The organism is Plantibacter sp. CFBP 13570 (assembly GCF_014841395.1).
Lineage (GTDB): Bacteria > Actinomycetota > Actinomycetes > Actinomycetales > Microbacteriaceae > Plantibacter > Plantibacter auratus.
In genome coordinates, this window is the sequence record NZ_JACYTW010000003.1 from 1 (window position 1) to 25,515 (window position 25,515).

Annotated in this window: 21 protein-coding genes; 16 read left to right on the forward strand and 5 right to left on the reverse strand. The window is 69.9% G+C overall.

The window, feature by feature from the left end; translation table 11 throughout:
- Nucleotides 1-411 precede the first annotated feature (411 nt).
- The 11 genes from IFT89_RS01725 (at nt 412) to IFT89_RS01775 (ending at nt 12,557) form a co-directional block, all read left to right on the forward strand.
- Nucleotides 412-2,118 (forward strand): ABC-F family ATP-binding cassette domain-containing protein, encoded by a 1,707-nt coding sequence (locus IFT89_RS01725; protein ID WP_244650536.1) that lies wholly within the window; start codon nt 412-414, stop codon nt 2,116-2,118.
- Nucleotides 2,119-2,413: 295 nt separating this feature from the next.
- A complete protein-coding gene (locus IFT89_RS01730) occupies nt 2,414-3,520 on the forward strand; it encodes a BMP family lipoprotein (protein WP_202938036.1) in 1,107 nt (368 codons plus the stop codon).
- Between the two features lie 140 nt (nt 3,521-3,660).
- Nucleotides 3,661-5,175, forward strand: coding sequence for an ABC transporter ATP-binding protein (locus IFT89_RS01735; protein WP_079707332.1), 1,515 nt, complete (start codon nt 3,661-3,663; stop codon nt 5,173-5,175).
- On the forward strand, nt 5,172-6,458 hold the full coding sequence (locus IFT89_RS01740) for an ABC transporter permease (RefSeq protein WP_124769711.1): 1,287 nt from the start codon (nt 5,172-5,174) through the stop codon (nt 6,456-6,458). The genes IFT89_RS01735 and IFT89_RS01740 overlap by 4 nt, the downstream gene beginning before the upstream one ends.
- Nucleotides 6,455-7,756: an ABC transporter permease gene (locus IFT89_RS01745; protein WP_079707330.1), complete on the forward strand. Its 1,302-nt coding sequence runs from the start codon at nt 6,455-6,457 to the stop codon at nt 7,754-7,756. The genes IFT89_RS01740 and IFT89_RS01745 overlap by 4 nt, the downstream gene beginning before the upstream one ends.
- Nucleotides 7,757-7,758: 2 nt before the next feature.
- Nucleotides 7,759-8,178: a cytidine deaminase gene (locus IFT89_RS01750; RefSeq protein ID WP_079707329.1), complete on the forward strand. Its 420-nt coding sequence runs from the start codon at nt 7,759-7,761 to the stop codon at nt 8,176-8,178.
- Nucleotides 8,175-9,467: a thymidine phosphorylase gene (locus IFT89_RS01755; protein WP_079002875.1), complete on the forward strand. Its 1,293-nt coding sequence runs from the start codon at nt 8,175-8,177 to the stop codon at nt 9,465-9,467. Before IFT89_RS01750 ends, IFT89_RS01755 begins: the two co-directional genes overlap by 4 nt.
- A gap of 437 nt (nt 9,468-9,904) precedes the next feature.
- Nucleotides 9,905-10,504: a DUF559 domain-containing protein gene (locus tag IFT89_RS01760; protein ID WP_202938037.1), complete on the forward strand. Its 600-nt coding sequence runs from the start codon at nt 9,905-9,907 to the stop codon at nt 10,502-10,504.
- 5 nt (nt 10,505-10,509) lie between these two features.
- On the forward strand, nt 10,510-11,700 hold the full coding sequence (locus tag IFT89_RS01765; RefSeq protein ID WP_202938038.1) for an adenosine deaminase: 1,191 nt from the start codon (nt 10,510-10,512) through the stop codon (nt 11,698-11,700).
- 120 nt (nt 11,701-11,820) lie between these two features.
- Nucleotides 11,821-12,288 (forward strand): PTS sugar transporter subunit IIA, encoded by a 468-nt coding sequence (locus tag IFT89_RS01770; RefSeq protein WP_137243423.1) that lies wholly within the window; start codon nt 11,821-11,823, stop codon nt 12,286-12,288.
- The gene (locus IFT89_RS01775) at nt 12,285-12,557 is read left to right on the forward strand and encodes a PTS sugar transporter subunit IIB (protein ID WP_064294838.1); all 273 of its coding nucleotides are present in this window, start codon (nt 12,285-12,287) and stop codon (nt 12,555-12,557) included. The genes IFT89_RS01770 and IFT89_RS01775 overlap by 4 nt, the downstream gene beginning before the upstream one ends.
- A 57-nt stretch (nt 12,558-12,614) precedes the next feature.
- Here IFT89_RS01775 and IFT89_RS01780 read toward each other — a convergent pair whose 3' ends face one another.
- Both IFT89_RS01780 and IFT89_RS01785 read right to left on the reverse strand, forming a co-directional pair.
- Nucleotides 12,615-14,318: a phospho-sugar mutase gene (locus IFT89_RS01780; protein ID WP_202938039.1), complete on the reverse strand. Its 1,704-nt coding sequence runs from the start codon at nt 14,316-14,318 to the stop codon at nt 12,615-12,617.
- A complete protein-coding gene (locus tag IFT89_RS01785) occupies nt 14,315-15,148 on the reverse strand; it encodes a purine-nucleoside phosphorylase (RefSeq protein WP_079707324.1) in 834 nt (277 codons plus the stop codon). The genes IFT89_RS01780 and IFT89_RS01785 overlap by 4 nt, the downstream gene beginning before the upstream one ends.
- A gap of 128 nt (nt 15,149-15,276) precedes the next feature.
- Here IFT89_RS01785 and IFT89_RS01790 point away from each other — a divergent pair, with 128 nt between their 5' ends.
- The gene (locus IFT89_RS01790) at nt 15,277-16,713 is read left to right on the forward strand and encodes an NAD(P)H-quinone dehydrogenase (RefSeq protein ID WP_079707323.1); all 1,437 of its coding nucleotides are present in this window, start codon (nt 15,277-15,279) and stop codon (nt 16,711-16,713) included.
- Between the two features lie 38 nt (nt 16,714-16,751).
- Here IFT89_RS01790 and IFT89_RS20680 read toward each other — a convergent pair whose 3' ends face one another.
- The 3 genes from IFT89_RS20680 to IFT89_RS01805 all read right to left on the reverse strand — a co-directional run bounded on the left by IFT89_RS20680 (nt 16,752) and on the right by IFT89_RS01805 (nt 20,951).
- Nucleotides 16,752-18,389: a LuxR C-terminal-related transcriptional regulator gene (locus tag IFT89_RS20680; RefSeq protein WP_202938040.1), complete on the reverse strand. Its 1,638-nt coding sequence runs from the start codon at nt 18,387-18,389 to the stop codon at nt 16,752-16,754.
- Between the two features lie 54 nt (nt 18,390-18,443).
- Complete coding sequence (locus IFT89_RS01800) at nt 18,444-20,204, reverse strand: ATP-binding protein (RefSeq protein ID WP_079707321.1); 1,761 nt, start codon at nt 20,202-20,204, stop codon at nt 18,444-18,446.
- Nucleotides 20,205-20,300: 96 nt separating this feature from the next.
- Nucleotides 20,301-20,951 (reverse strand): Maf family protein, encoded by a 651-nt coding sequence (locus tag IFT89_RS01805; RefSeq protein WP_202938041.1) that lies wholly within the window; start codon nt 20,949-20,951, stop codon nt 20,301-20,303.
- Nucleotides 20,952-21,013: 62 nt separating this feature from the next.
- On the opposite strand from IFT89_RS01805, the gene IFT89_RS01810 reads away from it, so the two are divergent.
- From IFT89_RS01810 to IFT89_RS01825, 4 genes are all read left to right on the forward strand, one after another.
- On the forward strand, nt 21,014-22,318 hold the full coding sequence (locus IFT89_RS01810; protein ID WP_192018489.1) for a class I SAM-dependent RNA methyltransferase: 1,305 nt from the start codon (nt 21,014-21,016) through the stop codon (nt 22,316-22,318).
- Nucleotides 22,319-22,395: 77 nt separating this feature from the next.
- Nucleotides 22,396-23,052, forward strand: a complete 657-nt coding sequence (locus tag IFT89_RS01815) for a response regulator transcription factor (protein ID WP_064294846.1) — start codon at nt 22,396-22,398, stop codon at nt 23,050-23,052.
- Nucleotides 23,053-23,119: 67 nt separating this feature from the next.
- On the forward strand, nt 23,120-24,292 hold the full coding sequence (locus IFT89_RS01820; protein WP_202938042.1) for a sensor histidine kinase: 1,173 nt from the start codon (nt 23,120-23,122) through the stop codon (nt 24,290-24,292).
- Nucleotides 24,289-25,350, forward strand: coding sequence for a hypothetical protein (locus IFT89_RS01825; protein WP_202938043.1), 1,062 nt, complete (start codon nt 24,289-24,291; stop codon nt 25,348-25,350). Before IFT89_RS01820 ends, IFT89_RS01825 begins: the two co-directional genes overlap by 4 nt.
- Nucleotides 25,351-25,515 lie beyond the last annotated feature (165 nt).

The window sequence follows — 25,515 nt, forward strand, 5'->3', positions numbered from 1 at the left end:
AGCTCGCAGCGGCCGCGGTCGCCGGCGTGGTCGGCAGTGCGCCGAGTGCGACGAGCGCACCGATGCCGAGCGCGGCGAACAGCGAGGCCGCGGTCGATCGATGCGCACGGCGACGCCGCGCGGGCGAGGGGACCGACGGTGCACGCATGACGACCAGCCTAATCGGGACCGGTGACGTGCAGGGCTTGCGGCGGCCGACAACCGACGGATAGCCTGAGATCACTGTGAAGAACTGAGCGAATCGACGTCCCGCGCCTGCGGCAGACCATCACGAACGTGATGTGCCCGGCGGGAATCCATCGAGGTACGCCAGACGCTTCCAGGTCCGCCCAGGAGTTCGAGCCCAGTGCTCACTCCTGACGTGTCGGACGACGACCGTACGCGGCGTGCCCCATCTCGAAAGGGGCCTCCATGCGAGCACCCATGACCCAAGCAACACCAGTCCACCGCCGCACCGCTTCGATCTTCGGGCGATCCATCGACATCCAGCAGCTCCGCGCCGACGGCGTCACCCGCTCCTACGGCGACCGCGTCGTGTTGCGCGACGTCGACCTCGTCGTGTCGGCCGGGGACCGTCTCGGCCTGATCGGCGAGAACGGCGCGGGGAAGTCCACGCTGCTGCGCATCCTCGCCGGAATCGACGAGCCGGACGACGGCGAGGCCGTCCGCCCGGTTCGCACCGGCATCCTCATGCAGGAACTCGAACTTCCGGACGACACGACGGTCGGCGAGCTGCTGGAGCAGGCGCTCGGCGAGGTCCGGGCCGTCGAGCAGGAGCTCGAGACGTCGGCGGCGGCACTCGGTGAGACGGGTTCCGCCGGTGATGGTTGCGCCGAGCAGCGGTACGCCGCCGCGCTCGATGCGGCGGAACGCGCCGACGTCTGGACGGCGGACGCCCGGTTGGACGCGGTCGTCGACGGCCTCGGCATCGCCGCGATCGAACGGTCGCGACGACTCGGTGGGGTGAGCGGGGGACAGCGATCCCGCTTCGCCCTCGCCGCGCTCCTCGTCGCCAGACCGACCGCGCTGCTGCTCGACGAGCCGACCAACCATCTGGACGACGAGGCGGTCGCCTTCCTCCGCGGCCACCTGTCGGAGTGGCCGGGTCCGGTGCTCTTCGCGAGCCATGACCGCGCCTTCCTCGACGAGGTGGCGACGGGGCTCGTCGACATCGATCCGTCCCGCCCCGTCCCCGTCGGCGAGGCGTCACCCGTCGTGGAGTTCGGCGGGCCGTTCAGCGAGTACCTCGACTGGAAGGCAGCGGAACTCGACCGGTGGTCGACGCGTTACGAGGAGGAGCAGGCCGAGCTGCGACGGCTCGCGTCCGCGGTGCACGACGTGGCCCCGCGGATCAACCACGGTCGGGGCATCCGCGACAACAACCGGATGGCGTTCGGCATGCGCGGCGACCGCGTCGAGCAGCAGATCAGTCGGCGGGTGCGGAACGCGCAGCTCCGACTCGAGGTCCTGGACCGCGAGCAGGTGCGGCGCCCGCCTCGCCAACTCTCGTTCGCAGGGATCCCGAGCGGCTCGACGGTCCTCGACGAGGGGGAGCAGCTGCTCGACCTCGCCGACGCCCGCGTCGACGGCCGGCTGCACCTCGAACGCCTGCAGCTGGCGCCCCGGTCGCGGGTGCTGGTCACCGGGGCGAACGGTTCGGGGAAGTCGACGCTCTTGGCGGTGCTCGCCGGTTCGCTGCGCCTCGATGCTGGGACCCTCCTCCGGCGGAAGGGGCTCCGCGTGGGGCTCCTCGAGCAGGACGTCGCGTTCCAGGATGCGGAGCGATCACCTCGGGAGGTCTACGACCGGACGCTCGGCGAGGCGCGTGCAGCGCGCACCCCGCTCGCGGGTCTCGGGCTCCTGGCGCTTCGCGACCTCGACCGCCCGATCGGCCAGCTCTCCGTCGGGCAGCAGCGCCGTCTGGCCCTGGCGCTGATCATCGCGAGGCCTCCGCACCTGTTCCTCCTGGACGAGCCGACGAACCACCTGTCGCTCGCGCTTGCGACGGAGCTCGAGGACGCCCTCGGCGACTACCCGGGGGCGGTCGTCATCGCGAGCCACGACCGGTGGCTCCGTCGGCGCTGGGCCGGCGACGCCCTGACGCTGGACCGCCGCTGACCGGGACCCCGGTCGGTTCGGCCTGGGCACCGAGCAGCGCTCGGTGCCCAGGCGGGAACCACAGGCACCCGGAGCGCAAGCCGGGCAGACGGGCGGCTCGGCCTGCTCACCTGCGCAGCGACGACCAGCCCCGATGCGCGTCTGCGCATCCGCGTGTTTCCGGCGCATGACGCCGGTGCCACCGTTCTGTAACGCTTCGGTCGCGAAGCCGGGATCGTCCGTCCGGCGGTCGTCGCATTGGGTAACGTAACCCCATACGCCCCGTGACCCGCGGGGCTGCATCTTGGAGGCTACCTTGGCAATCTCAACTCGGAAGGCCGCTGCGGGCGCAATCGCCGGCGTCGGTCTCATGGCACTGCTCGCCGGCTGTGCATCGGCTCCCAGCACCGGTGGCGGCGACTCAACCGGTGCCGCATCCGACTTCCTCCCGTGCATGGTCTCCGACGCCGGTGGCTTCACCGACAAGTCGTTCAACCAGCTCGGCTACGAGGGTCTGACCGAAGCGGCGAAGGAGCTCGGCGTCGAGCCCATCACCGTCCAGTCCGACAAGGCCGACGACTACAAGCCGAACCTGCAGAGCCTGGCCGACCAGGGCTGCTCGCTCATCGTCAGCGTCGGCTTCGCCCTCTCCGCCGACACGGTCGACGCGGCACTCGCGAACCCGGACGTCGACTACGCGATCATCGACGACGCGGCCGACAACGACTTCGACGGCAAGGTCGACGCCCCGAACATCAAGCCGATCCTGTTCGACACCGTCCAGGCCGCGTTCCTCGCGGGCTACGCAGCGGCCGACTACTCGAAGACCGGCGTCGTCGGCACCTTCGGCGGCCAGCCCTTCCCGTCCGTCCAGATCTTCATGGACGGCTTCGCCGAGGGCGTCGCGTACTACAACGAGCAGAAGGGCAAGAGCGTCCAGGTCGTCGGTTGGGACGTCGCCGCTCAGACCGGTTCCTTCACCGGTGGCTTCGAGGCGAACGACACCGCCAAGCAGCTCGCCCGCACACTCATCGACCAGAACGCCGACGTGCTCCTTCCGGTCGGTGGCCCGATCTTCCTGAGCGCGATCGCCGAGATCCAGGAGACCGGTAAGGACATCGCCATGATCGGTGTCGACGCCGACCTGTACGAGACCAACTCCGAGAACAAGGGCCTGTTCCTGACCTCCATCCTCAAGGGCATGAAGGCCGGCGTCGCCGACACCGTGACCGAGGCCGGTGGCGGCAAGTTCGACGCAGCTGCGTACATCGGCACCCTCGAGAACGAGGGCGTCGGCCTCGCGCCGTTCCACGACTTCGAGTCCAAGGTCTCCCCGACCCTGGCCGACGAGCTCGACACGATCAAGGCTGGCATCATCGACGGTTCCATCAAGGCGACCTCGGTCTCCTCGCCCGTCAAGTAGTCCCTCTTCACCCGGGCCCTCGCCCGGGACTCCGGGGGGAGGTCGCGATCCGCGACCTCCCCCCGCTTTGTTCGCGGCACGGCCGGACGGCGATCCCGACCGCCTGTGCCGACATCCGACACGTGACTAGATTGGGACCCATGAAGCTCGAGCTCCGCGGCATCACCAAACGGTTCGGTGCACTCACCGCCAACGACCACATCGACCTCACCGTCGAACCGGGGGAGATCCACTGTCTCCTCGGCGAGAACGGTGCCGGCAAATCCACCCTCATGAACGTCCTCTACGGCCTCTATCAGGCCGACGAGGGCGAGATCCTCCTGGACGACGTCGTCCAGCACTTCCAGGGCCCTGGCGACGCCATGGGCGCCGGCATCGGCATGGTGCACCAGCACTTCATGCTCATCCCCGTCTTCACCGTCGCCGAGAACGTCATGCTCGGCCACGAGCAGACCAAGGGCGGTGGCCGCCTCGACGTCGCAGCGGCCCGCAAGCTCGTCATCGACATCTCCGAGCGGTTCGGCTTCAGCCTCGACCCGGACGCCATCGTCGGCGACCTCCCGGTCGGAGTGCAGCAGCGCGTCGAGATCGTCAAGGCGCTCTCCCGCAACGCCAACGTCCTCGTCTTCGACGAGCCCACCGCCGTGCTCACCCCGCAGGAGACGGACGAGCTCATGGCGATCATGAAGCAGTTGAAGGACGAGGGCACGTCCATCGTCTTCATCACCCACAAGCTGCGCGAGGTCCGCGAAGTCGCCGACCGCATCACCGTCATCCGGCTCGGCAAGGTCGTCGGCGAGGCCTCGCCCACCGCGACGAACGCCGAGCTGGCGTCCCTCATGGTCGGGCGTCCCGTCGAACTCACGGTCCACAAGGAGGCGCCGAACCTCGGCGACACCACCTTCACCGTGCAGGACCTGTCCGTCGTCGACCACCTCGGCCAGCTCGTCGTCAACGGCGTCAGCTTCGAGGTCCGCGAGGGCGAGGTGCTCGCCATCGCCGGTGTCCAGGGCAACGGGCAGACCGAGCTCACCGAGGCGATCCTCGGGCTGCAGCCGCACACCAAGGGCAGCATCAAGCTCGACGGCGTCGAACTCGTCGGGTCCACCCCGCGCAAGGTGCTCGACGCCGGCGTCGGGTTCGTGCCGGAGGACCGATCCGAGGACGGGCTCGTCAAACAGTTCACCATCGCCGAGAACCTCATGCTGGACCGATCGACGGGTGCACCCTTCGTGAAGGGCGGCAACGTCCAGCGCGGATTCCGAGACGAGTTCGCGCGCGAGAAGTCGCAGGAGTTCGACGTCCGGTCACAGGGTATCGAATCACCGGCCGGCTCCCTCTCGGGCGGCAACCAGCAGAAGGTCGTCCTCGCCCGTGAGCTCAGCCGCGAGTTGCGGCTGTTCGTCGCCGCACAGCCGACCCGCGGGATCGACGTCGGTTCGATCGAGTTCGTGCACAAGCGCATCGTCGCCACGCGCGACGCCGGCATCCCCGTCATCGTCGTGTCGACCGAGCTCGACGAGGTCGTCGCGCTCGCCGACCGCATCGCCGTCATGTACCGAGGCGGCATCGTCGGGATCGTCCCGGCATCGACCCCCAGAGAGGTTCTCGGCCTCATGATGGCCGGCGAACTCCCGGCAGGAGCAGCAGCATGAGCGAGACGTCCCACACCCCGCCCGGAACGGTCCAGCCGGTGGCACCGGGCGAGGCGAAGCCCGACACGACCCAGCCGCGCTCGAACAAGGTGCTCGCCGAGATCCTCAATTCGAGCATCGTCATCTCGATCCTCGCCGTCGTCCTGGCGATGGTCGTCGGTGCGATCCTCATCGCACTGACCGATCCGAAGGTCCACACCGCCGCCGGGTACTTCTTCGCCCGCCCGGGCGACACCATCGCGGCGGTCTGGCAGTCGGCGACCGGTGCGTACGGCGCGCTCTTCCAGGGGTCGATCTACAACTTCAAGCGCCCCGACTTCCTGAACGGCATCCGCCCGCTGACGGAGACGCTGACCTTCGCGACCCCGCTGATCCTCGCCGGACTCGGTGTCGGCCTGGCGTTCCGGGTCGGCATGTTCAACATCGGTGGGCGCGGTCAGATGCTCATCGCCGCCGCCTGCGCCGGATGGGTCGGCTTCACGCTCGACCTCCCGCCCGTGGTGCACCTGCTCGTCGCGATCGCCGCCGGCATCATCGGTGGCGCGTTCTGGGGCGGCATCGTCGGTGTCCTCAAGGCCCGCACCGGCGCGCACGAGGTGATCATCACGATCATGCTCAACTACGTCGCGTTCTACCTCATCACCTTCATGCTCTCCACGCAGGGGCTGTTGCAGGCTCCCGGGTCGAACGTGCCGAAGAGCGCGGGGATGGCGGAGAACGCCGTCTTGCCCAAGCTCCTCGGTGACCGCTACAACCTGCACGCCGGCTTCCTCATCGCGATCCTCGCGGTCGTGTTCGTGTGGTGGCTGTTCAGTCGGTCCTCGATCGGCTTCCGCTTCCGTGCGGTCGGTGAGAACCCGAACGCAGCGCGCGTCGCGGGTATCGACGTGAAGAACACCTACGTGTACGCCATGCTGCTCTCCGGTGGACTGATCGGTCTCGCCGGCGTCTCGCAGGTGCTCGGTACGGTGACCTCCGGGTTCGACAACGGCATCGACGCCGGCATCGGCTTCGACGCCATCACCGTCGCGCTCCTCGGACGCAGTCGGCCGGGCGGCATCCTCATCGCCGGCATCCTGTTCGGTGCGCTCAAGGCCGGTGGGTACTCCATGCAGGCCACCCAGGGCGTCAACGTGCCGATCGACATCGTGCTCGTCCTCCAGGCACTCATCGTGCTGTTCATCGCGGCTCCGCCGCTCGTGCGGGCGATCTTCTTCCTGCCGAAGCCCGACGGCTCGACGCGCCGAACGCGTCGCTCCGCCAAGAAGGAGGTGTCCGCATGAGTGGATTCACGCTCGACAAGCAGACGCCGCAGCCGGCTCCCGACGCCCCGATCGTCCTCGAGACGGTCGTCGTCCGGAGCTGGAAGGCCCCGATCGCGTTCGGGATCTTCACCGTCATCGCGTTCCTGTTGTTCGTCATCTGGCACCGCGACGGCAACAGCACGTTCCGGCTCTCCAGCGACGGCGACGTCATCCAACTGCCGACGGTCGTGCTCCCGTCGACGGTCACCGGCATCGTCGTCACGATCCTCCTGGCCGCCATCACGGCCCTGAGCGCGTACCTGGTCACGACGGGCAAGAAGGTCCCGCTCTGGCTCATCACCGTGTTCGGTGTGCTGTTCATGGTCGGGTTCCTCTCGTGGGCCGCCGCGGGCAAGGCGATCCCGATCACCGGGCTCCTGCTCGGTACCGTCGCCCTGAGCGTCCCGCTCATCTTCGGTGCGCTCGGCGGCGTCATCTCCGAGCGGGTCGGCGTCGTGAACATCGCGATCGAGGGCCAGCTGCTCGCCGGCGCGTTCTCGTCCGCCTTCGTCGCGTCGGTGACGGGGAACGCCTTCCTCGGGCTCGTCGCGGCGATGATCGCCGGCACGCTCGTGAGCTTCCTGCTCGCGGCGTTCTCGATCAAGTACCTCGTCGACCAGGTCATCGTCGGTGTGGTGCTCAACGTCCTCGTCGTCGGTCTCACGAGCTTCCTGTACTCGCAGGTGCTCACGAAGAACGAGGCGCTCTTCAACAGCCCGCCGAAGTTCCCCCGGATCAACATCCCGATCCTCAGCGAGATCCCGCTCATCGGACCCGTGCTGTTCCGCCAGACGATCATCATCTACCTGATGTACATCGCCGTGGCCGTGGTGTTCTTCTGCCTGTTCTACACGCGCTGGGGCCTCCGCCTCCGCGCCGTGGGTGAGCACCCGCAGGCGGCTGACACCGTGGGCATCAACGTGAACCGGACTCGTTTCTGGAACGTCGCGCTCGCGGGCGCGATCGTCGGCCTCGGTGGGGCGTACTTCACCCTGGGCTCGGTCGGTGCGTTCAACAAGGAGATGACGGCGGGCGCCGGCTACATCGCGCTCGCGGCGGTCATCTTCGGACGCTGGGACCCCCTCAAGGCGACGCTCGCCGCGCTGCTGTTCGGCTTCACGCAGAACCTGCAGTTCGCGTTGAGCGCCATCGGCTCCCCGGTGCCGAGCGCGTTCATGCTCATGCTGCCGTACGTGGTGACGATCTTCGCGGTCGCCGGACTCGTCGGCATCTCCCGCGGACCGGCAGCCGCCGGCAAGCCCTATGTGAAGGGCTGACCGTGAGCGACACGACGACCACGCCCCCCATTGACTGGGAGGCGCTGCACACCGCGGCCCGGGAGGCGATGGGTCACGCCTACGTGCCCTACAGCCGCTTCCCGGTCGGCGCGGCCGCTCTCGTCGACGACGGCCGGATCATCTCCGGCTGCAACGTCGAGAACGCCAGTTACGGGCTGACGCTGTGCGCGGAGTGCGCGCTCGTCTCCGCCCTCCACATGTCGGGCGGAGGACGCCTCGTGGCGTTCGCCTGCGTCGACGGCAAGGGCGAACGCCTCATGCCGTGCGGCCGTTGCCGACAGCTGCTGTACGAACACTCGACGGCGGGCATGCTGCTCGACACCGTCTCCGGCATCCGCACCATCGACGAGGTCCTGCCGGACGCCTTCGGACCACGTCAACTCGAGGAGTACCACGCATGAGTTCCGTAGAAGCATTCGACGTCGTCGACCTCATCCGCACGAAGCGCGATCGCGGAGAGCTGTCGACGCCGCAGATCGACTGGCTGATCGACGCCTTCACCCGTGGCTATGTCGCCGACGAGCAGATGTCGGCGCTGGCGATGGCGATCCTGCTGAACGGCATGGAGCGGCGCGAGATCCGCGACCTCACGATGGCGATGATCGCGAGCGGTGAGCGGATGAGCTTCGCATCGCTCGACAAGCCGACCTCGGACAAGCACTCGACCGGCGGCGTCGGCGACAAGATCACCCTGCCCCTCGCCCCGCTCGTCGCCGTCTTCGGCGTCGCGGTGCCGCAGCTGTCGGGCCGCGGGCTCGGGCACACGGGTGGGACGCTCGACAAGCTCGAGAGCATCCCCGGCTGGCGTGCGGCGCTGACGAACGACGAGATGATGGCGCAACTGGCGGACGTCGGTGCGGTCATCTGCGCCGCCGGTTCCGGTCTCGCCCCGGCGGACAAGCGCCTGTACGCCCTGCGCGACACGACGGGCACGGTCGAGGCGATCCCGCTCATCGCGTCGAGCATCATGTCGAAGAAGATCGCCGAAGGCACCGGGGCGCTCGTCCTCGACGTCAAGTTCGGCTCCGGCGCCTTCATGCAGGACTACGAGCGTGCCGAGGAACTGGCGCGCACGATGGTCGCGCTCGGGACGGACGCCGGTGTGGCGACGACCGCACTGTTGACGGACATGAACGTCCCGCTCGGCCTCGCGATCGGCAACGCGAACGAGGTCCGCGAGTCCGTCGAGGTCCTGGCGGGCGGTGGTCCGGCGGACGTCGTCGAGCTGACCCTCGCCCTCGCGCGGGAGATGCTGACCCTCGCCGGACAGCCGGACGCTGACGTCGAGGGCGCCCTCGCGGACGGTCGGGCCATGGACGTCTGGAAGCGCATGATCCGCGCGCAGGACGGCGACCCGGACGCACCGCTGCCGGTCGCCAAGGAGACCCACGTCGTCACGGCGTCGCGCGACGGCGTGCTGGCGACGCAGGAGGCACTGCCGTTCGGCATCGCGGCCTGGCGCCTCGGTGCCGGTCGGGCCAGGCAGCAGGACCCGGTCATCCACGCGGCGGGCATCGACCTGCACGCGAAGCCGGGCGACGAGGTCCGGGCCGGACAGCCCCTCTTCACGCTGAGCGCCGACGATGCGGCCCGCTTCCCGCGGGCGCTCGAGGCCCTCGAGGGTGCCTACACGATCGAGGACACGGCTCCGCCGCGCGGCCCCATCGTCCGGGCCCGCATCGAGGCCTGAGTCCGTTGAGATGAGGCAACTCGTCGTCCATCGCCGTTCCGGACGACGAGTTGCCTCACCTGAGTACGCGACCTGTGGAGAACGACGGGGGAAGCTCCTGCCGGCGGCACGATCGAAGGATGACCTTCCGATCCTCGATCCCGATCATGGCCGGGCGGAAGCCCGCTCAGTCGGCAGTGCGCGCCGGGTTCACTCCCCGCCAGCTCCGGAACCCAGCGCTTGGTGCTCCCTTCCACGGGATCCGAACGCCACCGGGCTACCCGACTGACCTGTACCACCAAGCGGTCGCCTACCTGAGTGCTCTCCCGATCGGGGGAGCCTTCAGCCATCAGACGGCCGCTGCTCTGCACGGCATCCCGACGCCCAGGCCGACGAGTCCGGACGTCCCGCTGCATGTCATGTCACCTGCTGGCGTCCGGGCGCGAGAGGGGCGCGGCGTGGTGGGACATCGCGGCACCCTCGGCCCGGGGGACATCGTCGATCTCGACGGACTCCCGGTCACCAGTGTCGAGCGGACCTGGTGCGACCTCGCGACGGTGGTACCGCTCCCGGCATTGATCGCCGCCGGCGACGCCCTTCTCTGGTTCCTGGATCCTCGGACGTCCCTCGATCGGCTTCGTCAGGCCGTCGAGGAGTATCCGTCGCGTCGTGGCGTCGTCGCCCTTCGGTCGGCGATCCCGCGGTTGCATGACCGCTGCCAGTCGCCGAAGGAGACCGAGCTCCGGTTGATCCTCGAGGCGTCGGCGCTCCCGAAGGCGGAGCACAACGCCGAGATCGTCCTCCACGGCTCCGGGCGAGTGGTCCGGGGCGATGTGGTGTTCCGTGTCCAGCGTCTGGTCCTCGAGTACGAGGGAGACCATCACCGGACCGACCGGTCGCAATGGCGGAAGGACATCGCGCGCACGGAGGACTTGGCACATGAGGGATGGACGGTGATGCGCTTGACTCCCGACGACCTCCGCCGACCGTCGATGCTCGCGGAGCGCATCCGGGTGCGCCTCGGCGGCCCCGGCCGAGTTGAGGCGGTTGGTCGTTGAGGGCGATGGGGAGTGACGAAGTGCCTCACCTCGACGGAGGGCTGAGCGGTACAGTGAACCCCGTGACCTCTGCAGACGAATCCCCCCTCTCCGGCGTCGACCTCCGCGCGCTCCCGAAGATCTCGCTCCACGACCACCTCGACGGCGGTGTGCGGCCCGCAACGATCATCGAGCTGGGCGAAGCGAACGGTGTCGACGTCCCCGTGTCGGACCCCGACGGCCTGGCCGACTGGTTCTACACGCAGTGCAACGCCGGCTCGCTCGTCGAGTACCTGAAGACCTTCGACCTCAGCACCGCGGTCATGCAGACCGAGGAGGGGCTCGTCCGCATCGCACGCGAGTTCGTCCAGGACCTCGCCGCGGACGGCGTCATCTACGGCGAGGTGCGCTGGGCTCCCGAGCAGCACCTCACCCGCGGCCTCAGCCTCGACGCGGTCGTCGAGGCCGTCCAGGAGGGCATCGAGCTCGGCATCAAGGACGCGGCCCACTCCGGCTCCGACATCCAGATCGGCCAGCTCGTCACGGCCATGCGGCATGCCGACCGCGCGCTCGAGATCGCTGAGCTCGCCGTGCGCCATCGCGAGCGCGGCGTGGTCGGGTTCGACATCGCCGGCGCCGAGGCGGGCTTCCCCGCCAGCAAGCACCGACTGGCGTTCGACTACCTCGCGGCCGAGCTGTTCCCGGTGACCGTCCACGCGGGGGAGGCCGACGGCATCGAGTCGATCCGGAGCGCCATGCTCGACGGCCGCGCGTTGCGACTCGGCCACGGTGTCCGCATCGCCGAGGACATCTTCATCGAGCGCGACGACGCCGAGTCCCTCTACGCCACGCTCGGTCCCGTCGCCGAGTGGGTCCGCGACCGCAAGATCCCGTTGGAGCTCAGCCCGCAGTCGAACCTGCAGACCGGCGCCATCGCGGCCTGGGGCGAGGAACTCGAGGACCACCCGTTCGACCTGCTCTACCAGCTCGACTTCGCCGTCACGGTCAACGTCGACAACCGCACCATGAGCGACACGAGCCTGACGAAGGAGCTCGCGCTCCTCTCCGAGGCGTTCGACTACGACCTCACCGACCTGGAGACCTTCCAGCTGAACGCCGCCGCCGCGACGTTCCAGCCGCTGGAGATCCGCGAGGCCCTGGCCGACCGCATCTCGGAGGCGTTCGACGAGTTCCTCGACGACGACGACAAGGACTGACGATGCCGGCAGGTGCTGCTCCGGCGACCGCCTGGGCGGCACCTGCGCGGCAGGCTTCCAGCCTCGGAGCGTTACGATGGTTCCGATCCATTCGGGTCGACCGATCCTCTGATTGAAGCGATGCCACTCCCAGAACTGTCCGAAGCCAGCGTCGCGCTCCACGTCGATGCCGGCGACTGGCGCGAGGCGATCCGCGTAGCCGGAGCGCTGCTGTCCGACACCCACGCGGCGGATGCCGCGTACACCCAGCGGATGATCGACGTCGTCGAGGAGTTCGGCGCGTACGTCGTGATCGCGCCGGGCCTGGCGCTCGCGCACGCCCGACCGGGTGCCGACGTCCACGAGGACGCCCTCGTCGTCGCGACGCTCGCTGCTCCGGTCCGGTTCGGCCACCCCCACAACGACCCCGTGTCAGTGGTCCTCGGCCTCGCGGTCACCACCGCCGAGTCGCACGTGGGCTGGGTGGCGGAGATCGCCAACGTCTTCAACGACGAGACCGCCATCCCGCGGCTCGCAGCGGCCACGACGCTCGACGAGGTGCGGGCCGTGTTCGGTGCGTCCCCCCTGAGCATCGGAGACCAGGCATGAAGATCGTCGCCGTCTGCGGTTCGGGGGTCGGCTCCTCCGCGATCCTCAAGCTCAACGCCGAACGCGCGCTCGAACGCCTCGACCTCGAGGCCGACGTCGTCGCCGGCGACATCGAGAGCCTCGGCACGACCGCGGCCGACGCCCAGGTGATCCTGACCTCGCCGGAACTCGTCGAGCGCATCGGCAAGACCTTCGCCGACATCGTCGTCATCGACAACTACTTCGACCTCGCCGAACTCACCGAGAAGCTCGAACGCGCCATCGGCTGACCGGTGCGGCCCGATCTCCGGGCCGCACACCGCCAGGCCGCTCAGCCCGTCGAGGGGCTAGGAGACGAGCGCCGTGAGATCCGTCCGCAGCGCGGCGAGCCGCGCGGTGACCGTCGCCGCCCGCTCGGCGGCGTCGCCGTCGGCGGACTGGACGTCGACGTACACCTTGAGCTTCGGTTCCGTGCCGCTCGGCCGGATCATGACCCGGGTGCCGTCGTCGAGCCAGACGCGCAGGACGTCGCTCGGCGGGAGCGCCTCGAAGCCGTCGGCGAGGTCGTCGATCCGGGTCACCCGGGCTCCCGCGAGCTCCGTCGGCGGGAGTGCCCGCAGCCCGGACATGACCTCGCCGATGCGGCTGAGCTCCGCGTAGCGGATGGAGATCTGGTCGCTGCCGAAGGAACCGAAGGTGTCCGCGAACCGGTCGAGGAGCCCCGCGACGCTCTCGCCCGCCTGCGCCGACGCCGTCGCGAGACCGAGGAACGCCACGGCGGCCGAGATGCCGTCCTTGTCGCGCACGGTCCCGGGGTTCACGAGGTAGCCGAGGGCCTCCTCGAAGCCGAAGACCATGCCCGGCGTCCGGGAGATCCACTTGAACCCGGTGAGCGTCTCCCGGAACTCGAGGCCGTGCGCCTCGGCGACGATGCGCAGGGCGGGGGAGGAGACGATCGAGCACGCGAGCGTGCCCTCGGGTGCCGCGTCGCCGTCGAATGCGGCACTGGCGGCCTGGGCGGCCCGCCAGCCGAGGAGGAGACCGACCTCGTTGCCGGTGAGTCGACGGAACCCCGACGGCGCTGCGTCGTCGGGGATCGCGATCGCCAGGCGGTCGGCATCGGGGTCGTTGGCGATGATGATGTCGGCGCCGACTGCTCGCGCCGTCGCGAAGGACAGGTCGAGTGCGCCCGGCTCCTCCGGGTTCGGGAAGCTGACGGTCCGGAAGGTGGGATCGGGATCGATCTGCTCGGTGACGAGTTCCGGTGCCGGGTAACCGGCCGTCTCGAGGACGCGTCGGGTCGTCTCCCAACCCACGCCGTGCATGGCCGTGTAGACGACGCGCAGCTGGCTGCCCGCCGGGGCGGGAGCGACGGCCGCGGTCTCGGCGACATAGGCGTCGACGACGTCCTCGCCCGCGATCTCGAACCCGTCGCTGCGCAGGAGGTCCTGGACGAGCGCCGTCTCGGCGATGCGCCCGATGTGGGCGGCGATGGCCGCGTCGGCGGGGGAGACGATCTGGGACCCGTGGTGCTCACCGCCCAGGTACACCTTGTAGCCGTTGTCGGCGGGCGGATTGTGACTCGCGGTCACCATGACTCCGGCCGAGGCGTCGAAGAACCGCACGGCGAACGCGAGGACGGGCGTCGGCAGGAGCCGTGGGAGCAGGATGGCGCGGACACCGGCACCGGCCATCAGCTCGGCGGTGTCGCCGGCGAACACGGCGGAGTTCTTCCGGCCGTCGTATCCGATGACGACGCTCGGCGTCACCCCTTCCGGCGCCTGCTCGATCAGGTAGGCGGCGAGCCCGGCCGCGGCCTGCGACACGAGGACCCGGTTCATCCGGTTGGAGCCGGCCTCGATGCGACCGCGGAGCCCGGCAGTGCCGAATTGCAGTCGGGTGTCGAAGCGGTCGTGCAGCTCGGCGACGGCCACGTCGTCGGACACCCGGGCGCGTTCGACGAGGCCTGCCAGTTCGGCCCGGGTCTCGTCGTCGGGATCCTGGGCGAGCCAGGCCTCGGCGGTCGCGAGCAGGCTCGTCGCCTCGCTCACAGGGCCGCGACGATCTGCGCGAGGAGCTTGCTGATCACCGGCTCGGCCGCCTGGCCGGCTTCGATGACCTCGGCGTGGCTGAGCGGCGTCTGCTGGATGCCGGCGGCGAGGTTCGTGATGAGCGACATCCCGAGGACCTCCATACCGGCCTGACGTGCGGCGATCGCCTCGAGCGCGGTCGACATGCCGACGATGTGGCCGCCGATCGCCTTCGCCATCTGGACTTCGGCCGGGGTCTCGTAGTGCGGTCCGCGGAACTGCGTGTAGACGCCTTCGTCGAGCTCCGGAGCGACGCTGTGCGCGATGTCCCGCAGCCGCTTGGCGTAGAGGTCGGTGAGGTCGATGAACGTCGCGCCCTCGAGCGGCGAGTCGGCCGTGAGGTTGATGTGGTCGCTGATCAGCACGGGCGTGCCGGGCGTCCAGTGGTCCTTGATGCCGCCTGCGCCGTTTGTCAGCACCATGATGCCCGCGCCGGCCGCAGCGGCCGTCCGCACGCTGTGCACGACACGCCGGACACCATGGTTCTCGTAGTAGTGCGTCCTGGCGCCGATGACGAGCGCACGCTTCCCGCTCGGGAGCAGGACCGAGCGCAGGGTGCCCACGTGGCCCTCGAGCGCCGGCTTCGAGAAGCCGACGATCTCGGAGGCCGGGATCGTCGCCGTCGTCTCGCCGATCAGGTCGGCCGCCTTGCCCCAGCCACTGCCGAGGGTGAGTGCGATGTCGTGGCGTTCCACGCCGGTCTTCTCAGCGATCTGGCCGGCGGCTTCGCGGGCGATCTCGAAGGGATCGACATCGGACAGATCGAGTGGGTTCGCAGAGGTTTCGGACATCCTCTCACTCTAGACAGGGGCGGGGCCGCCGCCCAACCGTGCCGACCCCGCTCATCCGCGCACGATGCCCACCGCCGCAGGCCCGAACGGGTTTGGTCCCGCCCCTGGTGGCGCGCGAGAATGGACGCATGGCCTACGAGTTCGAACGCAAGCAGCGAGTGGCGATCATCGGAGGCGGACCCGGCGGGTACGAGGCTGCCCTCGCCGGGGCACAGCTCGGGGCCGACGTCACGCTTGTGGAGCGCACGGGCGTCGGCGGCGCGGCGGTCATCACCGACGTCGTCCCGTCCAAGAGCCTCATCGCCACGGCCGACGCGGTCGGGGCCATCGGCGAGGCGGCCGACCTCGGTGTGCAGTTCTTCGTCCGCTCGGAGACCACCGGGAAGCCCAGCCGTCCCGAGGTCGCCGTGAACCTGGCCGCCGTCAACAAACGGCTGCTCGGATTGGCCCGCCAGCAGTCCGAGGACATGCGGGCGAGTCTCATCCGTGCCGGTGTCCGCATCGTCAACGGTCAGGGGCGGCTCGACGGACCGAACGAGGTCATCGTCTCGACCGACCTGTCCGGCGGCACCGACTTCGACCGCATCGAGGCTGACACCGTCGTCGTCTCCGTCGGCGCGAGCCCGCGCCAGTTGCCCTCCGCCCTGCCGGACGGCGAGCGCATCCTCACCTGGACGCAGCTCTACAACCTCACCTCCGTCCCCGAGCACCTCATCGTCGTCGGCTCGGGCGTCACGGGCGCCGAGTTCGCCTCCGCCTACACGGCGCTCGGCTCGAAGGTCACGCTCATCTCGAGCCGCGACCAGGTGTTGCCCGGTGAGGACGCCGATGCGGCAGCGGTCATCGAGAACGTCTTCAAGCGCAACGGCATGACGGTCCTGTCGAAGTCGCGGGCCGACTCCGTCACACGGACCGAGACCGGCGTCGTCGCCACGCTCTCCGACGGGCGCACGGTCGAGGGTTCGCACTGCCTCATGGCGGTCGGTTCGGTGCCCAACACCGCCGGGATCGGTCTCGAGGAGGCCGGCGTGCAGCTGACCGATTCCGGGCACATCCGTGTGAACCGGGTGGCCCGCACGAGCGTCCCCAACATCTACGCCGCCGGTGACTGCACGACCTTCCTGCCGCTCGCGTCCGTCGCGTCGATGCAGGGTCGCACCTCGATGCTGCACGCGATGGGCGACGCGGTGAACCCGACCGAGATCCGCAACGTCGCCGCGAACATCTTCACGCAGCCCGAGATCGCGACTGTCGGCTGGACCCAGAAGCAGATCGAGGACGGCATCGCCCAGGGCGAGATCTACAAGCTGCCCCTCGCCCAGAACCCGCGCGCGAAGATGATGGGCATCAAGGACGGTTTCGTCAAGCTGTTCGCGCGGACCGGCAGCGGGACGGTCATCGGCGGGGTCATCGTCGCCCCGAAGGCCAGCGAGCTCATCTTCCCGCTCGCCCTCGCGGTCGAGCAACGGCTGAACGTCGACCAGGTGGCACGTGCCTTCACGGTCTACCCGTCACTCACCGGGTCGATCACCGATGCTGCGCGCGCCATGCACATCGTCGAATAGGCGTCGTCCTCGTCGAACCGGCGCTGAGACGCCGGAGTTCACCGATCGCGGTTCGCGAGCACGATGCGTGCGACGGCGACCCGCGAGCGCACGCCCCAGGCCTGGAAGACGGCGCTCAGATGCTTCTCCACGGTCTTGCGGGAGATGCCGAGGGCCGTCGCGATCTCGTCGTTCGACAGGCCGTCCGCGACGAGTTCGGTGAGGTCCCGCTGTCGGGGCGTCAGCGGCGCGGTCGGGACGGGGACGGCGGTCAACGGCAGCGTGGCCGGGAGCCGTGAGGGGAGCTGGCGGCGGGACACGATCCCGAACGCGGCGAGCACTCGGGTGACGTGCGCGTCGACCGTGCGCGAGGAGAGCTGGAGGACGGACGCGATCTCCGCCGTCGAGTTGCCCTCCGCGGAGAGCAGGGCGACCTCGCGTTCGCGGGGCGACAGTCCGTCCCAACCGGAACCGGCGACCGGCGCGAGACGTCGGCCGATCGCCTTCAGCTCCCGGGCGGCGGAGCGGGTCGCGGCGGTGTGCCCGCCGAGGACCGCCTGCTCGGCGAGCGCGGCCAGCTCACGGACGGCCCGCGTCCGGTCGGACATGGCGATGAGGGCACGCGTCGCGAGGATCTCGCCGATCCCGGCTTCCAGCATGCGTCCGTCGACCAACGCGCGGGTGGTCGCCGTGCGCGCGAGCGCCAGCGCCTCGGCGGGTCGCCCACGGAGGAGTTCGAGCTTGCACTGCATCCGGAGGATGGCCGGCCCGGGGACCCTGCGGTCGACGTCGGCGGCGATGAAGCCGATGAGGCGTTCCGATTCGACGATGTCGCGGTCGAGGAAGGCGCTCGAGACGAGCAGCTCGATCGCGAGGGCGCGGTCCTGGACGGACAGGCCGCTGAAGTCGTTCCCCGAGGCGCTCCGCGCGAGGGCTGCGGCTCCGTGGTCGTCCGCGAGGGCGGCGAGACCGTAGCCGACGAGGAGGTAACACGTCGTCTGGAAGGCGCCCGTGGGCTCGGGGATGGCCTGACGGACGCGGCGTGCGAGCGTCCTGGTCGCCCCCTGCTCGGCACGGTTCCCTGCGACGAGGCACTGCACGGCCTCCGCGTACAGTGCGGTCGGTCCGCTCCCGGCCCGCTCGAACATCGCGAGCGCGGCGGCCTCTGCGTCGGCGACGCGTCCCTCGTTGAGCAGGAGGCGGGCGAGGACCCCGTCGACGAGCGTCCGGTACAAGCGGCCCGGGGTGGCGGCGATGTCGTCGGCGAACGCGTCGGCGAAGCGCCGGGCGGCGTGGATCAGGACGTTGACGACGGCACCCTCGACCAGCAGATACCCGACGAGCCAGGCCAGGGTCGGTTCGAGGTCCCCGCCGTCGTCGACGAGGGCGTCCGCCTCCGCGAAGCACCCCTCCAGCTCCGAGCCGGACGAGCGGTCCGACCCGAGGGCGAGTCCGGCGGCCCCGAGCACGAGCAGGCGCGTCGTCCGGTCGGAGTGCGTCGAGGCGGCGAGTGCATCCACCGCGTCCCGGCGACAACCCGCGAAGTCGGCGGTGGTGAACCTGGCGTACGACAGGAGGGCGAGGACGCGGGGATCGGACGCCGCGTGCGGCTCTGCCTCGAGCAGCGCGATCGCACCGGCGGCGTCGAAGTCCGCCACACGATCCAACGCATCTTCGAGGAGGTCGGCTGCTGACACCTGCTCAGCGTATCGTCGCCGGGTCCGATGCGACGCCCGAAGGCGCCGGTCGGGTCAGCTGATGGTGAGGAGCTGGTGACCCGAGGAGACCGTGGCACCGACCGTCGCGTCGATCGCGCCGACCGTGCCGTCCTTGTGCGCCGTGATGGGCTGTTCCATCTTCATCGCCTCGAGGACGACGACGAGGTCGCCCTTGACGACGACATCGCCCTCGGCGACCGCGAGCTTCACGATGGTCGCCTGCATGGGCGCCGAGACGGAATCTCCCGTCGCACCAGAGACCACCGCTGCACCACCGCGGCGGTGCGGAGCGGGAGCGGCGACCGGTGCACCGACGTTCAGCCCCAGCTGTCCGCCCGGAAGGCTGACCTCGAGCCGCTTGCCGCCGACCTCGACGACCACCGTCGAGCGGGCAGCGGGTGCCTGCTGCGCATCGATGGATCCGTCCCAGGGCTCGATGTCGTTGACGAACTCCGTCTCGATCCATCGGGTGTAGACACCGAAGGTGCCGTCCTCCGCGGTGAACGCGGGGTCGCGGACGATCTTGCGGTGGAAGGGGATGACGGTGGGGAGGCCGGCGACCTCGAACTCGTCGAGCGCGCGACGGCTGCGCTCAAGCGCCTCCTCGCGGGTTCGTCCCGTGACGATGATCTTGCCGAGGAGCGAGTCGAACGCCCCCGAGATCGTGTCGCCGGCCGTGACGCCGGAGTCGAGGCGGACACCGGGGCCGCCGAAGGTCTTGAAGACGTGGATCGGGCCCGGCTGCGGGAGGAAGCCGCGTCCCGGGTCCTCGCCGTTGATGCGGAACTCGAAGGAGTGGCCGCTCGGCTGCGGGTCGTCGTAGTCGAGGACGCCGCCCTCGGCGAGACGGAACTGCTCGCGGACGAGGTCGATGCCGGTGATCTCCTCGGAGACCGGGTGCTCGACCTGCAGGCGGGTGTTGACCTCGAGGAAGGAGACGGTGCCGTCCTTGCCGATGAGGAACTCGCAGGTGCCGGCACCGAGGTAACCGACCTCCTTGAGGATCGCCTTCGACGCGCGGTAGAGCTCCGTCACCTGGTCGTCGGTGAGGAAGGGTGCCGGTGCCTCTTCGACGAGCTTCTGGTGGCGACGCTGCAGCGAGCAGTCGCGGGTGGAGACGACGACCACGTTGCCGTGCGCGTCGGCCAGGCACTGTGTCTCGACATGGCGCGGCTGGTCGAGGTACTTCTCGACGAAGCATTCGCCCCGGCCGAAGGCTGCGATGGCCTCGCGGGTGGCGGACTCGAAGAGCTCGGCGACCTCCTCGCGCTCACGGGCGACCTTGAGGCCGCGACCGCCGCCGCCGAAGGCCGCCTTGATCGCGACGGGCAGGCCATGGATGTCGACGAAGTCGAGCACCTCCTCGGCACCCGAGACGGGGTTGAGCGTGCCGGGGGCGAGCGGAGCGCCCACCTTCTCGGCCACGTGGCGGGCGGAGACCTTGTCGCCGAGCCGCTCGATGGCCTCGGGCGACGGGCCGATCCAGATCAGCCCTGCGGCCATGACGGCGCGCGCGAAGTCAGCGTTCTCGGCGAGGAAGCCGTAGCCCGGGTGGACGGCGTCGGCGCCGGACCGTCGGGCGATGGACAGGAGCTTGTCGATGACGAGGTACGTCTCCGCGCTCGTCGTCCCATCGAGGGCGTAGGCCTCGTCGGCGAGACGGGCGTGCATGGCGTCGCGATCCTGGTCGGCGTAGACGGCGACGGAGGCGATCCCGCTGTCCTTCGCGGCTCGGATGACGCGGACGGCGATCTCGCCACGGTTGGCGATGAGGACCTTGGTTATACGTGGCACAGTCCACGAGCCTACCGGGAGGCCCGGGTGAGCCTTTGGCTCACACGCACAAAAAAGTCGCAGGAACGACGTGTCGCCTCTACAAGGGCTGAGGTGTCAGAGGGCGCCGCGCCGGTTGCGGAGCTCGTGCCAGTCGTGTCCCAGCGTGCGGACGAGACGCCGCAGGGTCGGGAGTGAGAGGCCGACGACGGTCGACGGATCGCCCTCGACGCGGGTGATGAAGGCGGCACCCAGACTGTCGATCGTGAACGCCCCCGCCACCGCCAGGGGCTCGCCCGATGCGATGTAGGCGTCGATCTCGGCGTCGTCGAGGTCGTCGGCGAAGGACACCTCGGCGCTCGCGACCGCACCGATCCCGACCGGCGAGGCACCGGTGCAGTCGATGAGCCAGTGACCGGAGTACAGGGTCCCCGTCCGGCCGCGCTGGGCGTGCCAGCGTTCGCGGGCGCGCTCGGGGGTGTGGGGCTTGCCGTGGACGACGCCGTCGAGGACGAACACCGAGTCGCCGCCGAGGATGAGGTCGGCCGCGTCGCCACGTTCGCGCACGACGGCCAGAGCGGCCTCCGCCTTCGCGCGGGCGAGGAGGGCCACGACCTCGTCCGGGGCGAGGGGGGCACCCGCGGCGCGGGTCGCATCGTCGACGGCCTGTTCCTCGTCGACCGACGACGGGACGACGATCGGCTCGATGCCACTCGACCGCAGCAGGGCGAGTCTGGCCGGTGACGTGGAGGCGAGCGTGAGGCGCATGACGGTTCCTTCTGCAGTGGACGGTGGACTCCCCACAGCCGCCCGTGTGACATGCTCGACGCATGAGCACGACGACTGCACGCACCGTGGAACTGGACATCACCAACGTAGCCCACGGGGGTGTCTTCGTCGCCCGGCACGAGGGCCGGGTGGTCTTCGTCCCCGACACGCTCCCCGGTGAGCGCGTGCGGGCACGCATCGTCGACGAGAACGAGAAGCGCTTCTGGCGGGCGGAGACCCTGGAAGTCCTCACGCCGTCCGAGCACCGCCGTCCGCACGTCTGGGCTGAGGCCTCCGTCGACCGCGAGCCGAGCGAGCGGGCCGGGGGAGCGGAGTTCGGACACATCGAGCTCGCCCACCAGCGCGCGCTGAAGCACCAGGTCCTCGCGGAAGGGCTCGAGCGGTTCGCCGGAGTCGCTCCCGAGTTCACGGTCGCCGCGGTCGACGGCGAGACGCCCGACGGCACCCGGTGGCGGACGCGGGTCTCCCTGCACGTCGACCAGCACGGCAACATCGGTCCCTACGCCTCGAGATCCCACCACGTCGTCCCCGTCGACGACCTGCCGCTCGCGATCGAAGCAGTGGCCGAAGCGGCCAAGCTCGAGGAGCTGCCGCACGGCACCACCTCCATCGACATCGTCGCCTCGTCGACCGGGACGGTCCGCGTCCTGACGCGTGCGGACGAGGCCGGAGGCGGCGACCGCCGACGCGGTGGCGGGCGCGGTCGACGCGGGGGACCGAAACCGGTCCGTCCCGCGGCTGACCCGATCCGCGAGCTCGTCGGCGAGCGCGAGTTCATCGTCGACGCGAACGGATTCTGGCAGGTCCACCGTCAGGCTGCGACGACCCTCCAGCAGGCCGTGTCCGCGGCCATCGACGACGCGCGCTTCGATCCGCGCGCCGCGAACCTCGACCTCTACGGCGGCGTCGGCCTCCTGGCCGCGGGCGTGGGCGACCGCTTCGGCTCCACCACCCGCATCACGACCGTGGAGAGTGACGAACGCGCCACCGAGTACGCGGGCGAGAACCTGTCCGAGTGGGTTGGCGCACAGGCCGTCACCGCGAAGGTCGACGCCTTCCTGCGGTCGGAGATCGCGACGGGCAGTCGGATCGAGCGGTCCCGGTACGCCACCGCGACCGTCGTGCTCGACCCGCCCCGCTCGGGCGCCGGCGCGGAGATCGTCGCCATGCTCGGCGAGCTCCGGCCCGCCTCGATCGTCTACGTCGCCTGCGACCCCATCGCGCTGTCCCGCGACGTCGCCCTCCTGGCCGAGCAGGGCTACGAGCTCGACCACCTCGCGGCCTACGACCTCTTCCCCAACACGCACCACCTCGAGGCCGTCGCGGGCTTCTCGCGAACGGCTTGAGCGGGCCCGTGCCGACGGAGGCGACTCGCGATCAGGCCGTCGCGCCCGGCGGGTCCGTCACTCGCTACGATGGTGCCGTGGTGACCGTCGCAATCATTGATGATCACGAGTCCGTCAGGCTCGGGATCGAAGCGGTGTGCGCGCACGCCGGGTATCAGGTCGTGGCGAGTGCCCCGACCGCCGTCGAGTGCATCGCCGCGTTGAACGGCGTGGTGCCGGACGTGGTCGTGCTCGACCTCTCGCTCTCCGACGGCAGCACGCCGACCTCGAACATCCACGCGGTGCAGGCGGTGGGGGCGCACGTCCTCATCCACTCCATCGCCGATCGGGTCGCACTGGTGCGCGAGGCGCTGGCCGCCGGAGCGTCCGGGGTCATCCCCAAGTCGTCGCCGACGGACACGGTCATCGCCGCCATCGGCACGGTGGCCCGTGGCGAGGCGCTGAACAACATCGAGTGGGCGAGCGCGATCGACGCCGACAGCGACTTCGCGCGCGCACAGCTGGGCCGTCGCGAGCGCGACGTCCTGCACCTCTACGCGTCCGGCCTGCCGCTGAAGACCGTCGCCATGCAGCTCGGCATCGCCTACTCCACGGCCCGAGAGCACATCGACCGCATCCGGGTGAAGTACGTCGAGGTGGGGCGCCCGGCACCGACGAAGGTCGACCTGCTCCGCCGAGCGGTCGAGGACGGGATCCTCCCCGGCCTCGATCAAGGCGGGACGGATGTCTCCTAGCTTCCGGGCACCGACCAGGCATCCCGCGATCCCCGCGACCACGAGAGATGCCCAGGTTCAGCGCCGGATGCTGAACACCGCGAACTTCGAACGCCTCCTCGGCCGTTCGGTCGCGATCATCGGACTCGTCTTCGGACTGCAGACCGCGTTCACCACGCTCGGGCAGGGTGTCCAGATCACCGGCTGGTTCGGCGTGCTCTACGTCTCCCTCGTCTTCGGGACGATGTTCGGCGCCATCATCTGCTGCTTCTTCCTGTGGCACCACCGCATCGCCTCCGGCGTCTTCGCCGTCGTGTTCTTGGTGGCCCTCCTCATCTGGCCCGCGGTGAACGCGCAGGCGTCGGCGGACATCAACCAGGAACCGTGGATCTGGTACCTCTGCACGATCGCCGTCGCGTTCGCCTGCATCCCGCTGCAGTTGCGGGGTGCCATCGTGTACCTCGTGGTGACCTCGGTCATGTACGGCGTCAACCGCGTCATCGACGCCGACTTCGCGCCGGCGTCCTTCGAGATCGGTGCGCTCGACGCTTCGTACGCGACGATCATCGGTGGGCTCATCGTCGTCCTCGTCGGGCTGTTCCGTGTGCTGGCCGGTCGGGTCGACATCGCGAGGGCGGCCGCCCTCGCCACTTACGACGCGGCCGTCAAGCAGCACGCCACGGAGGTGGAGCGCGTCGAGGTCGATTCGATCGTCCACGACAGCGTCCTCGCCTCCCTGCTCGCCGCGGATCGGGCGCTGACCCCGAAGTCGGAGGCGCTCGCCGTCATGATGGCGCGGGTCGCGATCGAACAGCTCGAGGGTGTCGGAGCGCCGATGACGAACGAGGACGAGGTCACCGGTCTCGCCGAACTCATCGAACGGCTGCGTGCGGCCGCGTCGATGCTCGGTGAACCGTTCTCCGTCACGGTCGAGGGGGCCTCCGGCCGGGTCCTGCCCGTCACGGTCGCGAACGCGGTCTACTGGGCGACGGTGCAGGCGATGGTCAACAGCGTCGAGCACGCGGGTTCGGGAGTTGCGCGGAGCCTGTCCATCGAGGGCACGGTCTCCGGCGGCGTCTGCGTCATCGTCGGCGACGACGGCGTCGGGTTCTGCCCCGAGCAGGTCGCCGAGGAGCGGCTCGGGCTGAAGGTCTCGATCGTCGAGCGCGTCGCCGCGGTCGGCGGACGCTCGACGGTGATCTCCCGTCCGGGTGAGGGTGCCGTGATCCGCATCGAGTGGTCACCGGAGCACGGCTCGTGACCCCGGCACCGCGGTACGCCCTCGTCATCCTCGCCGCCCTGTTCTCGGCGTACCACCTGCTCCGTGCGGCGCTGACGCTCGAGACACCCCGCGACGTCGTCCCGGTCCTCATCGCGATGCTCGTCTACGCCGTCGCGAGCGTTCTGAGTCTCTGGCCGATGGGCACGACGCGCATGCCGTCGTGGCTCGCGAGCATCAACCTCGCGACCGCGATCATCGTCCCGTTGCTCGTGACCAGCCAGCTCGACCCCACGCGGAACAACGGGTACGCCACCTGGCACGTCGCGTCGATCGGGACACTGATGACGATCACCGTGGTCCGGCAGCGGGAGGCGGTCGCCTACATCGGGATCGTCTTCCTCACGGTCCAGTCGCTCCTCTGGGCGGGTCCGGGACTGGCGCTCGGGATGGGTGTCACAGGCAGCCTCATCTGGGTCGTCCTCGCGAGTGTGCTCACCCGATCGATCGCTGGGGCGCAGCACGACGCCGAGCGCCTCACGCAGGCGGAGCATGCGACTTCGGACTGGCAGGCGGCGCAGTACGCGCACGTGCACGAGCGGCGACGACGCCTCAGTCAGACGGGCCGCCTGGCGACCCCGATGCTCCGCACGATCATCGCCAACGGCGGCAGGCTGTCGGTGGTCGATCGTACGGAGTGCCGGACGCTGGAGGCCAGTCTCCGCGACGAGATCCGCGGGCGACACCTCCTGAGCGACCCGGTCCGGGCCGAAGTGCTCGCGGCCCGGCGGCGCGGCGCGATCGTGAACATGCTGGACGAAGGCGGCCTCGAGGAGCTGGACGCCGGCGTCCTCGACGCGATCCACGAGCAGATCGCCGAAGCGCTCGCCGCCTCGCACGCCACGCGCCTCATCGTGCGGAGCGTCCCGGACGACGAGCGCGTCGCGGTGACCGTGGTCGGCCTGCGTGCGGTGCACCGCGATCCGGGTGTCGCTGCGGGGCCGGACGACGACGACGAGGAACTCGATGTCTGGCTCGAGATCCCGCGCGACGGCTCCCGTGCCGGCGTGGGTGCGGTCGGCGTGTCCGACGAGGACTGAACCGCTCCGACGGTGCAACACCCTTCGACAGGCTCAATGCGGCGTTGCTCAGGGACCGGAGCTACTCCGGGTGGACCGCCGCCGTCCACAGAACCGGCGCGACCTGAGTGCCCTTCGACAGGCTCAGGGACCGAATCGTTCCCGGTGAACCTCTCCCGGTCACTG